The sequence below is a fragment of the Burkholderia sp. Ac-20353 genome, from assembly GCF_017104785.1.
Taxonomy (GTDB): domain Bacteria; phylum Pseudomonadota; class Gammaproteobacteria; order Burkholderiales; family Burkholderiaceae; genus Burkholderia.
In genome coordinates this window covers 63,272-77,425 of record NZ_JAAGPL010000002.1, presented here as the reverse complement: position 1 = coordinate 77,425, position 14,154 = coordinate 63,272, and the positions used below count along the sequence as shown (strand labels likewise).

Genomic DNA, 14,154 nt, shown 5'->3' with positions numbered 1-14,154 from the left:
TTGCTTCACACCCGATCGGGAGCCTAGCGATGCCAACGACACGTATCGCCATCGTCGGCGGTGGCCTGAGCGGCCTGTATGCGGCTTGCCTGCTCGAAGAGCATGGCATCCACGATTACCAGCTGTTCGAAGCACGCGACGCGCTCGGCGGACGGATTCTGTCCGTCGCCGCGCCGGGCGATGTCTGCGACGACATCACCAGCCGGTGCGTCAACCGCTTCGATCTCGGGCCGACCTGGTTCTGGCCGGAGGTCCAGCCGCAACTGGACCGGCTGGTCCACGCTCTGGGGCTCGACCGGTTCGAGCAGCACACGGCCGGCGACATGCTGATCGAGCGCTCGCGCAACGAGCAGCCCGCGCGAATGCCGACCTATGCGAATTCGCCTGCGTCGATGCGGCTGGTGGGCGGGATGTCGGCGCTGATCGATGCGCTCGGCGGCCGGCTCGACGCGACGCGCATCCGCACGGGAACGATCGTGCGTCGCCTGCGCTGCATCGGCGAGCACATCGAGGTCGATAGCGAGGATGCCGCGGGCAACGTCGCAACCGTGCAGGTAGAGCATGTGCTGCTGGCCGTGCCGCCGCGTCTGGTCGAGGAGTGCATCAAATTTGCGCCTGCACTTCCCCCGTCGATCGCACAGCAATGGCGTCGCACGGGCACCTGGATGGCGCCTCATGCGAAGTACGTGGCGCTGTACGGGACACCGTTCTGGCGCGAGCAGGGTCTGTCCGGCGACGCGCGTAGCGCTTGCGGCCCGCTCTCCGAGATCCACGATGCGTCGATGGCGGGAGGCAGCGCAGCGCTGTTCGGTTTCTTCGGCGTGCCGGCCCGGCTTCGCGCGAGCGTCGCTGACGATGTGCTGCTCACCCATTGCCGCGCGCAGCTGGCACGCCTGTTCGGACCGGCGGCTGCCACGCCGGTAGCCGACTTCATCAAGGACTGGGCGAGCGACCCGTACACGGCGACGTACGACGATGCAGTGGGTGCGCTGCCGCAGCACGAGATCGCTGCACCTCAAGTGCCGCAGGGCCCGTGGAGCGTACGACTGACCGGCATTGCCAGCGAATGGTCACGGCCGTTTCCCGGCTACGTCGCCGGCGCGATCGACGCAGCCGCACGCGGTGTTCAAGCGCTGATCTCCGCGCGTCAACGCGTGCTCATGTAACGCAATGGTGGCGGCTGGCGCACGCGTCGCGTTCCGCGCGACCGGTTGCACCATGGGCCGCCGCCCGACGAACACATTGGAAAAATCGATGAAACACACGACATATCGCGCGATGCAGATTGTCCGGCCAGGCGCGCTCGAGCTGGTCGAGCGGACGATACCGGAACCTGGCAATGGCGAGGTATTGATCGCCGTCGACGCATGCGGGGTCTGCGGTGCGGATGGACGGGATATCGAGCATCCGGTGCCGGGCGCACCGCTGCCGCGCGTGCCGGGTCACGAGGTGGTCGGTCGCATCGTCGCGCTGGGCGCCAATTGTGCGCCGATGTGGCAGATCGGACAGCGCGTCGGCGTGGGCCGCCTCGGTGGGCCCTGTCTCGTGTGTCCGGCGTGCCGCCAGGGGCACTTCACGCAGTGCCACGACCAGCCGGTCGTCGGCGCGACGTGCGACGGCGGTTACGCGGATTTGATGTTGGCGCGCAGCACGGGCCTCGTGTCGATTCCGGACGAGCTGAGTGCGGAAGAGGCGGCACCCATTCTGTGCGCGGGAATCGCCACATTCAACGCACTCAGGAAATGCGGGGCCGAAGCGGGCGACGTCGTCGCGATCCTGGGCATTGGCGGGCTCGGACACATGGCCGTGCAATACGCGCGTCGCATGGGTTTCCGCGTGGTCGCGATCGGCCGTGGCGACGATATCGCCGACACCGCGCGGCAGCTCGGCGCGCATCGCTATGTCGATACCCGTCACGAGGACGTGTCGGACGCGCTCAAGCGTCTGGGCGGAGCACGTGCGATCGTGACGACGATCGCCGATCCCGAGACCGCGGCACGTGCACTGAACGGCCTGGCACCGCAAGGACGACTGATCGTACTGGGCGCGGGGAAGGATCCGTTGCCGGTGTCGATGAGCCAGCTGGTTGGCGGCGAACGCTGCGTGCTGGGCTCGCTGACCGGCTCGCCGTACGAAACGGAGAAGGCACTCGACTTCAGTGTGCTCACAGGCGTGCGTCCGATGATCGAGGTCATGCCGCTCGAGCGGGCCAACGACGCGTATCAGCGGATGCGTTCCGGTGACGCGAATTTCCGCATGGTGCTGTCGATTCCGCGCGACGCGGCGTGACGTCTTGCGCGACGACGCCAGCGCCGACATCGGCTCAGTCGGCGTGGCGTCCGATCGCGCCGCCCATCTGCCGGGCCAGTTCGAGAAAACCGGCGATATAAGCCGTCGACTCTTCTCCGCGCCGGACGCCGAGATTGATGTGCTTGTGCAGGCCGTGCTCGCCGAGCCGCACCGTGCGGATCGGCAAGTCACCTCCTTGCTCGATGACGAGCCAGTCCGGCAGCACGGACACGCCGCGTCGAGCGGCGACGAGCTGCAGCATCAGCTCGGTCTGCTCCGCCGTACGATGGAACTTCGGCCGGCAGTGCGCGGGGACGAGAAAGCGCGTATAGATGTCGAGCCGCTCCTTGCTCACCGGCACGGTGATCAGCTCTTCCTGAAGCAGGTCGTGCGGCAATGCGTGGTCGCGCGCCGCGAGCGGATGCGTGTCGGGCACGACAAGCACCAGCTCGTAGTCGACCACCGGGACGAACATGACATCCGGCATGTCGATCGGGTCGGGCGTGACGAGCAAGTCGATTTCATAGCCGAGCAACGCGGCCACGCCGTCGAAACGGAAGGCGGTCCGGACATCGAAATCCACATCGGGCCAGGCGGCCAGATATTGGGACGTCAGGCGCGTCAGCCAGGTCTGGCACGGGTGGCACTCCATCCCCACGCGCAGCGCGCCGCGCCGGCCTTCGGCGAAATCGACGAGCGTGCGTTCCGCATGCTCGATCTGCGGCAGCACCCGCTCGGCCAGGTCGAGCAGATACTCGCCGGCCTGCGTGAATCGCAGGCCGCGTCCGTTCTTGGTCCACAGCTTGACGCCATGCCGCTCCTCGAACTTGCGCACCATGTGCGACAGCGCCGACTGCGTGACGCACAGGCGCTCGGCCGCCGCCGTGACGCTACCGAGGCGCTCGACTTCCATCAGGATCGACAGGTACTGGAGGTCCAACATCGTTTGTCTCCGTTCGTTGTACGCCGGTCGCCGGCCGCGATGTCAGCGCGAACGCCGTCAGCCCGAGCAGCGGGCCCGGCACCATCAGCCAGGTCGCATCGAGCCCGAACCGGCCGAGCAGCGAGGTCGTCGCCGCGATCGACACGACGGTGATCGCGAATCCGATCGAGTTCTGGATCGCCAGCGCGCTGCCGACCAGCTCCGGCGGGCACGCCTTTGCCGCCAGCGCCGAGAATTGCGGCGAGTCGGCGATGACCGACGCACCCCACACGATCAGCAGCGCAACGAGTGCGCCGGCCGGCAGCACGCGCCAGCCGAGCGCGAAGATCACCGCGCAGGTGCCCGAGAGGGCCAGCGCGCCCACGGCGGCCTTCGCGCTGCCGGCGTGCTTCGATACGATGCCGCCGATCAGCGAGCCGACCGCGCCGGCGCCGATCACGGCGAATGCCATGCCGGACACGCCGATGCCCGGAAAGCGCGCGGCGAGCGACGTGTGCACGATCAGCAGCGGCACCACGGTCCAGAACGTGTAGAGCTCCCACATGTGGCCGAAGTAGCCGAGCGTTGCGGCGCGAAACGCGCGGATCCGGAACGCGCTTAGCACCGATGGCGGCCGGGACGCGGCTGCGTGCGCCGGGTGTGCGGTGCGCGGCCGGTGCGACGTGTGCGGGCCGTCTCCCAGCGCGGCGATCACGCCTGCGCCGATCAGCGCGAGCACCGACGACGCGCTGATGATCGCCTGCCACGGAAGGCCGCCGCCCATCACGCGCATCGCGTGGGGCAGCGCGGTGCCGAGCGTGAGCATCGCCACCAGTTGCGCGAGCGCCGGCCCGGTCCGCTCGGGCGCCCAGCCGACGATCAGCTTCATCCCCATCGGATAGATGCCGGCGAGGCAGATGCCCCCGCCGAAGCGGAACGCCGCGCCGCTCGCGAGGCCCGTCGACAGCCACGCGAAGCCGACGTTGAACAGCGCGCCGAGGATCGCGCTGCACACGAAAATCCGGCTCGCGCGAAAGCGGTCGGCCGCCCCGCTCAACGAGATGGCGAGCGTGCCGAGAATGAAGCCGAGCTGCACCGCATTCGTCAGCCAGCCGATATCGGCGGCGCTCGCGTGCCAGACGCGCATCAGATCGGCGGCCGTGCTGTTCGCGCTGAACCACAATGCCGTGCCGAAGAGTTGTGCGATCGAGATTGCGGCGACCGGTCCGATTCGGTCGACGAGCCGTGTCCGCAGCGTCGCCGGCTTGACCGTTACGCGTGAATTCATGCCACTTCCTTATTACGTCGCCGCGAGCTGGTCGAGCCAACGCGTGTCGCGCGGCGACGGGCGGCGATGCAGCCGCTTGTCGAGCAATGCCCGCGCCTTCGCCGCGTCGCCGCTGCGCATCAGCGAGACGAGCAGCGTGTCTTCGACAATCTCCCGCTGCGCACCGCTGCCGCCGATCCGCACGACGTCGTGTGCGACGGGTTCGAGAATCTCGGCGCACAACGTGTACTTGTCCTCGGCGAACGCGAGCGCCGCGCGGCAAATGGCGGGGACGACCGGGCCGGCGGGCAGATTGCCGGCGTCGATCAGGCCGACGAGCGCATCGACGCGCTGGTCGAGCGCGTTCTTGTCGCCGGTCGCGGCGGCCACGAGCGCCATGTGGACATCCGCGAACGGGAAGCCGGCCTGCGTGAAATAGTTCGACGCGTAGCGGGCGGCGGCGTCCCACAAACCGTCGGGCACCGGATGGCCGTATGCCTGCACGCGCCAGAGGAATGACGCGGTATCGCTGACGACATTGATCGGTACACCGAGCGAAGCCGACGGCGCGACATGCGCGTGATACACGGCCAGCGCGCGCTCGGTGTCGCCGCGCTCGAGTGCGATCAGCGCGGCATGCCATGCGATATGGCTGTGCAACACGCCGCTGCGATCGTACTCGGGCAGCCAGCCGGCAATCATTGCTTCCGCGTCGTCGTTTGCGCCCATCTCATACAGCACATGCGCGACCGCGTGCGCGGCGTTCACATTGTGCCGGCGCAGCGACAGCGAGCGCTCGGTCAGCGCGCGCCCGAGCGTCACGTCGCCGTTCTCGCCGTGCGCCCAGCCGCGATAGTTCAGGAACCACCAGTCGTCGGCATCGAAATGCCGTGCGTGTCGCTCGCAGAGATCCACGCGGGCCTGATTGTGGTTCGCCATCCCGGAGAATGCGAACAGGCCGAACGCGCCGAGCGGCAGCGACATGATCACGATGTCGCGCGGCCAGGTATCCAGATGCTGCAACGCGCCAGCCAGCGCCTTCGCCGCGTGCCCGTGGATCGCGTGGTAGAGCACGTCCACGTGGCTGCGCTCCCGCTCCGTACCGTGGTGACGGACAAGCTCCAGCGCCTTCGTGATCTTCGCGCGTGCATCCGCGACTTCGGCGCGAATCGCGTGCAGCCGCGCACGGGCCGCGAGCGCCAGCGCGAAATCGGGATCGGCCGCCACTGCGTCGTCGAGCATGTCGGCAGCGCCCGGCCAGAGCGACAGAAGCAGATCGATACCCGCGCGATAGCGCTCGGCCGCAAGGTCGGATGTCGTCGAAAGTGGCAGGCTGTAGCGGTCGTGACGAGCCATAAAACGAATAACTCCTGTGGGAATCCCGAGCGTTCAGGGCGGGGCGATTGGGGGGAGGTCCCGTCGATGTCGACGGACAGGTACGTGGCTCATTAAACCAGCTTTCCCGGTGTCGGTATTTCGATGGATAGACAAGATATGTAGAATATATGCCAACCGGAGAGTCGACATGGGATGGGACACAATCGAGGCGCCGACAGGCGTGGCGGCGCCGGCGCCGCTGACGGTGCGCGCGCAGTTCATTCCCGCTCGCCACGCATTTCCCGAGCACAGCCATCGTTGGCATCAGGTGGTGTACGCGATTTCGGGTGCGTTGACGGTGATCGCGGAAGGCGGCTCGTTCGTCATCTCGCCCGAACAGGCCGTGTGGCTGCCGACCGGGCTGCGCCATCGCGTCGGCTCGCTGTTGGGCGCCGAGTTTCGCAGCCTGTGGATCGCGGAGGACGCGGGGCAGGCGCTGTCGATCGCGGACCCGACCGTCTTCGCGGTCTCGCCGTTGCTGAAAGCACTGATCGTCGAGGCCTCCGAACTGGATGGCCGGCCGGACGACGACGGTTACGCGGGCCGCGTCACGCGCCTGATCCTCGATCAGTTGCGCCGTGCGCGCACGCTGCCGTCCGCGCTGCCGTGGCCGCGCGATCGCGCGATGGTGACGCTGTGCGAGGCGCTGTACGCCGATCCGGCCGATCCGCGCGGCCCGGAAGAGTGGGGCCGGATGCTCGGAATGTCGGCGCGTACGCTGGCCCGGCATTTCGTCAGCGAGACGGGCATGAGCCTGCGCTCGTGGCGCCGGCGAATGCGCCTGTTCAGGGCCATCGAGCTGCTGGCGGGCGGCCTGGGCGTCACACGCACGGCGATGGAGCTGGGATACGGTTCGACGTCCGCATTTGTCTATGCGTTTCGTCTCGAGATGGGCAGCAGCCCGCAAGTCTATATGCGTGGCCGGGGCGACGCGTTCGCCGAGCTCGCATCGTCGCCGCTGCAAGAGGCACCGCCGGACATCTGAAGTGGCGGGCCGCAGCTGGAGTATTCGAACGACGGCACCGCACAGCAACCTAGGCCGATACGCCACGTACCGTCGTAGCATATCGGCCTCGCTGGCGCGCCGACCTCGATCGGCGGCGCATCGCGGCGTCCGGCGTCCGGCATCCGGCCGGTGGGCCGGTCACGTTCAGCGCATCAAGCCGGCTGATCCTTCGCGTCGTGCGATTCCACCGCGGCGCGGGCGGGCGATGCTTCGGCGCGAACGTACAGCTTGTACGCGACGAACACCACGGCAACCCACGCGGTGGAGACCACCAGCGACATCCGCATGTCCGGCAGGATCGCGATACACACGAGCACCGCGGCGACGAAGACGAGCGCGAGGTAGTTGCTGTACGGATAGAACGGCATCTTGTACGACAGCTTGTCTGCGTCGCCTTGCCGAATTTTCAGCTTGCGGAACTTCAGGTGGCTGATCACGATGGAGCCCCACGCGCACACCAGCGCGAAGACCGTCACCGACGAAAAGAGCTCGAACGCCTGTTCCGGCATGATGTAGTTCAGCAGCACGCCGGCAAACATCGTCGCAAACACCATCAGGATCGCGCGGTGCGGCACCTTGCGGCTGCTGACGACACCGAGGAACGCCGGCGCGTTTTTCTGCAGCGCGAGGTTGTAGAAAGTCCGGCTGTTGGTGAACACGCTCGCGTTCACGGCAGACAGCACCGCCATGATCACGACCAGGTTCATGATGCCCGCCGCTGCCGGGATGCCGATCTTCGTGAACACCTCGACGAACGGGCTACCCTTCGTCGTGAGCGACGTCCACGGGAAAATCATCAGCAGCACCGCAATCGCGCCGACATAGAAAATAAGCAGACGCCAGAACGTCGCATTGATGGCCTTCGGTATCGTCGTCTTCACGTCCTTCGCTTCGCCGGCCGCCAGCCCGAGGTTCTCGACGCCGCCGAACGAGAACGCGACCATCACGATCGCCAGGAAGGTTCCGCCGACGCCTTTCGCGAAGAATCCGCCGTGGTCGACGAGATGGTGATACCCGATCGGCACGCCGTTGTTGCCGATCCCGAACGCGATCATGCCGACGCCGAACACGATCATCGCCACGATGGCCGCGACCTTCACCAGCGCGAACCAGAACTCCGTCTCGCCGTAGATTTTGACGCCGACGGTATTGACGACGAACATGACCGATACGGCTGCGCCCGCCGTCACCCAGATGGGAATGCCAGGGAACCAGAAATGCACGTAGTTTCCGAGCGCGTTCAGGTCTGCCGCGCTGGTGGCCAGCAGGAAAATGAACGCATTCCAGCCATTCAGAAATCCGGCGAACCGGTGAATGTACCGGTTTGAATACGAGATGTACGAACCCGATACGGGCTCCTCGACCGCCATCTCGCCGAGCGCCCGCATCACGAAGTAGATCGCGATCGCAGCCAGCACGTACACCAGCAGGATCGCCGGGCCGGCCGTGCGGATCGCCCACGACGATCCGTAAAACAAGCCGGTGCCGATTGCCCCGCCAATGGCAATCATCTGGATATGCCGATGTGACAGGTCGCGTTTCAAATCCTCTTTTTCGTAGACCTGTGTCTGATGATCGTTACTCATGTCGCCTCCTTGATAGTATCCATGCGTCGTTATTCTTGTGTCGCTACGTTGGGGGAAATCGCCAGATCGGCGTTATTTGAACTGCACTCCTAATTCATTGAATCGGTCGCGAACCGCATTCGGAACCGCGGCCTTATGAGGCTTAGAGCGCGCCCAGCGCGTTGGTCAGGCGATCGATCGCTTCGTCGATCGTCGAGCGCGGGCAACCGAGGTTCGCGCGCATGTAGCCGTGCCCTTCGATGCCGAATTTTTGCCCTTTGTCGAGCCAGAGCCGTGCGTTGTTCAGCATGAACGTGTTGAGCACGTCGGGATCCATGCCGAGCCCTCGGCAGTCCATCCACGCGAGGTAGAGCGAATCCGCAGGAAGCACCTCGATCTTCGACGTGATGCCGTGCACCGCATTGCGAAAGTGCGTCTGGTTCTCGCGAAGGTACACGAGCAGCGCCTCCAGCCACGGCTCGCCGCGCGAATACGCGGCTTCCGCCGCGACCATCCCCAACGTGTTCACCGACTGATACATGTTGCGATCAAACTGCCGGCGCAACTCGTCGCGCAGGCGCGGGTTCGGCACGAACAGGTTCGCGCTTTGCAGCCCCGGCAGATTGAAGGTCTTGCTCGGCGCCGTGCAGGTGATGCTGTTCCGGGCGAACCGTTCGCCAAGCGATGCGAACGGAATGTGTCTCTTCACCGGATGGAGGATCAGATCCTGATGAATCTCGTCGGAAATCACGAGCACCCCATGGCGCGAACAGATTTCGCCCATGGCTCGCAGCTCGCCTTCCGTCCACACGTTGCCGGTCGGGTTATGCGGATTGCTGAGGATAAAGAGTTTCGTGTCGTCCCGAATCGCCGCTTCGAACGCCTGTTCGTTGAAACGATACGCGGTACCCGCACGCTCGAGCGGCGCGAACACCAGACGGCGGCCATTGAGCAGCACATCGTCGTGAAAGTGCGCATAGACAGGCGGCTGGATCAGCACCGTGTCGCCCGGTGCGGAGAACGCCTGAATCGCGGTCTTGAGTGCTGTGATGATGCCGCTCGATTGCAGCACCCATTCCTTCGCGACATCCCAACCGAAGCGCCTCGCCTGCCAGCCGACCACCGCGTCGAGATAACTGTCGGTCGCCCCGCGCGAATAGCCGAATACACCGAATTCGACCGCTTCGTGCAGTGCGTCGAGCACCGGCCGGGGCGCACGGAAATCCATATCCGCGACCCACATCGGTAACGGATCGGCCGCGTATTCGTCGGCGGAAAGCAGCTTCTGCCCGAATGCCCATTTCAACGAGTTCGAGCGTCTTCGGTCGATCACTTCGTCAAACATGGACGCGGCCAGTCCGACCGATGCGCCACTCTCCAGCATGTCCAAATGAGCACTCACGCTAACCTTTACTCTCGATAGAACGGCACGCCGACGGCGTGACTACGTATGGCGTTCAGATTAGCAGCGCTGAATTTCGAGCAACAATGGTATCTTTTCATGGAGCAGTGAGCGCTGCTCATGGATGCCCGATCGCGAGCGCTCACCGCTCGGCCGTCAGATTGCGAGCGCTACGAGGAAACGCGACACCATGTTGTAGGCCGCCACCGTGGCAACGGCTTCCACCGTCTGCGACTCGCCGAAACGCGTTTTCAGTGTCTCGATGACCTCCGCGTCGACGACGACGTGCCGCGTCGATTGGTCCGTCAGATGCAGCAGTGCCTGCTCGTCCTCGTTGAACAGCTCGCTGCGCACGATATCCGTCTTCAACGCTTCGCACTTCTCCCGCGTGCCACCCGTGGCCAGATACGCGGGCTCATGCACATGCCATTCGAAATCGGCGCGGTTCAGCACGGCAACCCTCAACATCATCAGCTCGCGATACTGCAAATCGAGGCTGAACTCGGCACGCACGCGCCGCAGCAGCGCGTTCCAGCCGGTAGCGAGCGGGAAGCTTCGCAGCAACACCCGATCGATGTCGATCAGCGCGCCATCGGGCCTGCGCGCGCGCATCTCGGCCAGCAAGGCCTCCGGCACCGGTTCGCGGTCCTGCCAGGGTTGGACGCGTACATGATTCATTGTGTTCTCCTTCATAAACGTGGGTTGACCAATATTGGCGCTCGTGTCATAACTCCGCGCGTCTCACACGCCGGCTTTCTTTGCGGGCATCAAGGAAACACTTCCATGCGAGCGCCGGTTTTTCTCAATGCGCTGCGCGCGTTCGAAGCGAGCGCGCGCTGCCGGATATCCGAGCCGGGTTCGACCTTCTGTCGCTAGGGCTCAGCCGGCTGCGGGAAGGCACGAAAGCGGGCGTCCTTACCGTGGCGGTGAGCCCGGCCCTGGCGGCCAAGTGGCTGCTGCCGCGCATCGAGCGATTCCACGCACGCTGGCCGGAAACCGACGTGCGGCTCGATACGAACCTGAAGCTCGTGGATTTCGCGGAGCAGGGCATCGATATCGGCGTGCGTTACGGACGCGGCACGTGGCCGGGCCTCGTCGCCGAGAAACTGATGGACGAGCAGATCTTTCCGGTCTGCTCGCCCGCATGGCTCGCGAAACACGGGCATCCGGGCACGCCGCAGGATCTGGCTGGCAAGGCGCTGATTCACGATCTTTCCGTGGACGCGCACATCGGTTTCGCATCGTGGCCCGACTGGCTGCAGCGGGCCGGAGCGATGGAGGTCGATGCGACGCGCGGGATGCAGATCAACAATTCGGCGGCGGTTCTGCAGGCCGCGATTGATGGTCACGGCGTGGCGCTGGCCCGCAGCGTGATGGCGCATGACGATCTCGCGTGCGGCCGGCTGACGAGGCTGTTTCCCGACCTGCAATGGACATCGGAGCTCGCGTATTTCATCGTCTATCGCGCTGAAAGCGCATCGCTGCCGAAACTCGTGGCGTTTCGCGATTGGCTGCTCGAGGAAGCCGCATTGGGTGGTTCTCGTTCTCGAGATGGATCGAATCAGGGTTGGCTACCGGCGAAAATGTAGCGGTTTGCGCATGAAGCGTCTGTCGATCAGGTGTCGAAGTGCATCGAGTAACGGTCAGGAGAGGTCAGGCACGGCCTGGATCCCAGCCGTGACTAAGGTTTTGAACGTACGGCGACCAACGCGTGATGGCGCGCTTCGGTTTCGTCATCGGCGGGGAACATGCACTCGAGGCGCAGTTCCTGCGCGACGACGTTCTGCGGTGCGCCAACGGTCGTGACCATCGAGAAATATCGAAGCACGACGCCATCGCTGATGAACCCGATCGGAATCACGGGCATCGTGGGCGCGGCGGACGGCCCATGATGCGTCCTCCAGTCGCGCGGCACATCCGGATAGCCAAGCAGTTCGTCGAGCAGATGCCGGGTGCCTGCGTCGACCATATGACCGACCGATTCCCGATACACGCGTTGCAGCAAGCTTCGCGAGACCGTGTCCCAATCGGCGACGAACGGACGCATCCCCTGTGGATCGAAGATCAGATGCAGCATGTTGCGCGGACCTTTGCGCGCAGCCATGTCGATGAAGCAGTCGAAGAAGCGCGGCGCAGCGTCGTTGGTCATCAGCACGTTCCAGTAGCGATCCATCACGATCGCCGGAAACGGCTCATGCTGGCGAACGACCCGTTCGAGCGCGCGGATCACGCCATGCATCTCCTGCGCGTTCCATGGCGCGTCGGAATACACGGGCGCGTAGCCGGCGGCGAGCAGCAGCGCATTGCGCTCGCGCAGCGGCACGTCGAGCGTCTGTGCTAGCGTCAGCAGCGTGTCCCGGCCCGGCATGCTGCGTCCGCTTTCGATGAAGCTGATCTGGCGCTGCGAGACACCGGCCTCGAGCGACAGATCGAGCTGACTCACGCCACGCGCATCGCGCCAATAGCGCAGCAGGTCACCGAGTTCGCTCGGCGGCGCTTTCGGATCGGGATGGGTGGCGTTCATCGAAGTTCCGTCGTCGAGGTGAATGAATGGCGCCGACTGAATGGAGTCGACTGAATCGAGCAGACTCACGGCGCGGGCGCATGCCACGCAAACGCGTCGAACTGCGCTTCGAGCGGCGGCCGGGTTACGCTGCCGGCGTAGTTTGTGATCGTCGACGCGGCGACCACCGCAATGACCTCCAGTATCTGCTCGACGCCGAACCCCGCTTCCACGAAGCGTCTCTGGTCCGATTCGGCCAGGCGGCCGCGCTTTTCGATCAGCGAGCGCGCCAATGCCGAAAGCGCGGCCAGTCGGGCGTCGTCCGGCAACACGCCGCGCCGGATCGCGTCGACGTCAGCGGGACGCACGCCCTCCTTCAACGCGAGCGCCGTGTGAAACGCGACCGGCCATTTGCTGGCGTTCGTGACCGCGTTGGTCAGCAACAGTGTCTGAATCTGCGGCTCGGTCAGACTGCTCGCGTGCACGCGCTCGAACAGACTGATGAAACCGTTGATCAGCACCGGCGATCGGGCCATCGTCGCTGCGATGTTCGGGATCAGGCCGAACGCCTGTTGCAGTTTCTGGAGCGCGGGCAGGGATTGCGCGGGCGCGGATTCGATCGTATGAACGGGATAGCTGGACATGGTAGCTCCTTGGCAGTGAGCGCGCCCGGAACGGAAGCGCGACAGCCGAAGAGTAGGAGCGGTCCTGCGTTGCGCCAATTACATGACATGTAATCGCCGCACGGCGAGGTACGGCAAGGTACGGCCGGCGGCGCGTCGCGTCGTCGTGCAGGACGGCCCGGGATCCGGATGCGCCGCCTTCGAACGTATGAAGTTTATGCCGGCCGAAAGCACAACCCTCCGATCAATGGGCGGACATCGAGACCGGATCGACGGTGGATGCCGGATTCGCCGGCATCGCTGCGAACGGCGCCACGTTTGTGTTCTTTTCCTCGCTTTTCGCGGGTGATTCCCACTGGTCGAGTGCGGGAATTTCTACCTAATATGAGGCAATCGTGCGCGTAATTTCGGTGCAGGCCCGCGAATCGCGGGAGGCAAGGGGGGAGCGCCGGGATCGACGCTAACGAGTGGTTCCATCATGCATGCGAAGGTGTGCGCGGCCGCTATCTGCGATGCGGCCGCAATGTCGCCAAGGGGCGCGGCGACGATCGCCGCGCAGACGACGCACGGCCGGGTTGGCTGGGGCGTCTTGCTTCGCCATGCGTTGCTCGCGTTGATATGGGCGCTGAGCGTGGCACCGGCCGCGATCGCCGAGACACCCGCCAGTGCAGCCGGCTCGGCCAGCCCGACCAGCGCGACCGACGGGGCGCACGCCGTCGCTACCGCGAGCCGCGCCGATTCCGCCATTTCGCCACGCGACGCCGCCGTGCGCCAGGTCGTGCTGGGCATCATCAGCTTCACGCACTGGCCGACGTCGCGCGCACGCGTGCACCTGTGCGTGACGGGCCGGCCCGATTTCGCGCACGGCCTGAACGACACGCTGCAGGCCGGTTCGACACCGCTCGACGTGCAGCACGTCGGCGTCGATGATCCCGCGCTCGGCGCAGCCTGCGAAGTCGTCTATCTCGGCAACCTGAGCGACGACGAGCGAAAGCTGGTGAGGGCCGCCGTGGCCGGCCATCCGGTGCTGACGATCGCGGAGCACGATCCGCCGTGCACGGCCGGCAGCATGTTCTGCCTCATTGTCGATGTCGAACGCGTGTCGTTCGACATCAATCTCGACGCCGTGGCGCGCAGCGGCGTACGGGTTCACCCGAATGTGCTCAATCTCGCGCGGCGGCCTGTGACGCCATGAGACAG

The 14,154-nt window shown here is 65.4% G+C and carries 12 protein-coding genes and 1 pseudogene; 5 read left to right on the top strand and 8 right to left on the bottom strand.

Annotated features, from left to right (window positions below; translation table 11 throughout):
* Window positions 1-29: 29 nt before the first annotated feature.
* Together G3N94_RS00400 and G3N94_RS00395 are read left to right on the top strand one after the other, a co-directional pair.
* Complete coding sequence (locus G3N94_RS00400) at window positions 30-1,166, top strand: FAD-dependent oxidoreductase (RefSeq protein WP_205789661.1); 1,137 nt, start codon at window positions 30-32, stop codon at window positions 1,164-1,166.
* Between the two features lie 88 nt (window positions 1,167-1,254).
* Window positions 1,255-2,289: a zinc-binding dehydrogenase gene (locus tag G3N94_RS00395; RefSeq protein ID WP_205789659.1), complete on the top strand. Its 1,035-nt coding sequence runs from the start codon at window positions 1,255-1,257 to the stop codon at window positions 2,287-2,289.
* 34 nt (window positions 2,290-2,323) lie between these two features.
* Here G3N94_RS00395 and G3N94_RS00390 read toward each other — a convergent pair whose 3' ends face one another.
* Genes G3N94_RS00390 through G3N94_RS00380 form a run of 3 tightly spaced genes read right to left on the bottom strand, consistent with a single transcriptional unit; the run spans window position 2,324 to window position 5,834 of the window.
* Window positions 2,324-3,232 carry a LysR family transcriptional regulator gene (locus G3N94_RS00390; RefSeq protein ID WP_205789657.1) on the bottom strand — a complete coding sequence of 303 codons (909 nt, stop codon included), beginning with the start codon at window positions 3,230-3,232 and terminating at the stop codon, window positions 2,324-2,326.
* Window positions 3,180-4,499 carry an MFS transporter gene (locus G3N94_RS00385; RefSeq protein ID WP_205789655.1) on the bottom strand — a complete coding sequence of 440 codons (1,320 nt, stop codon included), beginning with the start codon at window positions 4,497-4,499 and terminating at the stop codon, window positions 3,180-3,182. The genes G3N94_RS00390 and G3N94_RS00385 overlap by 53 nt, the downstream gene beginning before the upstream one ends.
* A gap of 12 nt (window positions 4,500-4,511) precedes the next feature.
* Complete coding sequence (locus G3N94_RS00380) at window positions 4,512-5,834, bottom strand: tetratricopeptide repeat protein (RefSeq protein WP_205789653.1); 1,323 nt, start codon at window positions 5,832-5,834, stop codon at window positions 4,512-4,514.
* Between the two features lie 169 nt (window positions 5,835-6,003).
* On the opposite strand from G3N94_RS00380, the gene G3N94_RS00375 reads away from it, so the two are divergent.
* Entirely contained in the window at window positions 6,004-6,840 is an 837-nt protein-coding gene (locus G3N94_RS00375) for a helix-turn-helix transcriptional regulator (protein ID WP_205789651.1), read from the top strand.
* 173 nt (window positions 6,841-7,013) lie between these two features.
* Here the strand turns inward: G3N94_RS00375 and G3N94_RS00370 are convergent, their stop codons facing one another.
* The 3 genes from G3N94_RS00370 to G3N94_RS00360 all read right to left on the bottom strand — a co-directional run bounded on the left by G3N94_RS00370 (window position 7,014) and on the right by G3N94_RS00360 (window position 10,506).
* Window positions 7,014-8,447: an amino acid permease gene (locus tag G3N94_RS00370; protein ID WP_205789649.1), complete on the bottom strand. Its 1,434-nt coding sequence runs from the start codon at window positions 8,445-8,447 to the stop codon at window positions 7,014-7,016.
* Between the two features lie 142 nt (window positions 8,448-8,589).
* On the bottom strand, window positions 8,590-9,810 hold the full coding sequence (locus G3N94_RS00365) for a MalY/PatB family protein (protein ID WP_205789948.1): 1,221 nt from the start codon (window positions 9,808-9,810) through the stop codon (window positions 8,590-8,592).
* A 174-nt stretch (window positions 9,811-9,984) separates the two neighbouring features.
* The gene (locus tag G3N94_RS00360) at window positions 9,985-10,506 is read right to left on the bottom strand and encodes a carboxymuconolactone decarboxylase family protein (protein WP_205789648.1); all 522 of its coding nucleotides are present in this window, start codon (window positions 10,504-10,506) and stop codon (window positions 9,985-9,987) included.
* Between the two features lie 146 nt (window positions 10,507-10,652).
* Between G3N94_RS00360 and G3N94_RS00355 the strand changes: the two are divergent.
* Window positions 10,653-11,417: pseudogene (locus G3N94_RS00355) on the top strand (LysR substrate-binding domain-containing protein); the annotation flags it as partial.
* Window positions 11,418-11,509: 92 nt separating this feature from the next.
* On the opposite strand, the gene G3N94_RS00350 reads toward G3N94_RS00355, so the two are convergent.
* Together G3N94_RS00350 and G3N94_RS00345 are read right to left on the bottom strand one after the other, a co-directional pair.
* Window positions 11,510-12,352 carry a helix-turn-helix transcriptional regulator gene (locus tag G3N94_RS00350; RefSeq protein WP_205789647.1) on the bottom strand — a complete coding sequence of 281 codons (843 nt, stop codon included), beginning with the start codon at window positions 12,350-12,352 and terminating at the stop codon, window positions 11,510-11,512.
* Window positions 12,353-12,417: 65 nt separating this feature from the next.
* Window positions 12,418-12,975: a carboxymuconolactone decarboxylase family protein gene (locus G3N94_RS00345; RefSeq protein ID WP_205789645.1), complete on the bottom strand. Its 558-nt coding sequence runs from the start codon at window positions 12,973-12,975 to the stop codon at window positions 12,418-12,420.
* Window positions 12,976-13,432: 457 nt separating this feature from the next.
* Between G3N94_RS00345 and G3N94_RS00340 the strand changes: the two genes are divergently transcribed.
* Window positions 13,433-14,149: a YfiR family protein gene (locus tag G3N94_RS00340; RefSeq protein WP_205789643.1), complete on the top strand. Its 717-nt coding sequence runs from the start codon at window positions 13,433-13,435 to the stop codon at window positions 14,147-14,149.
* The last annotated feature ends 5 nt before the right edge of the window (window positions 14,150-14,154 follow it).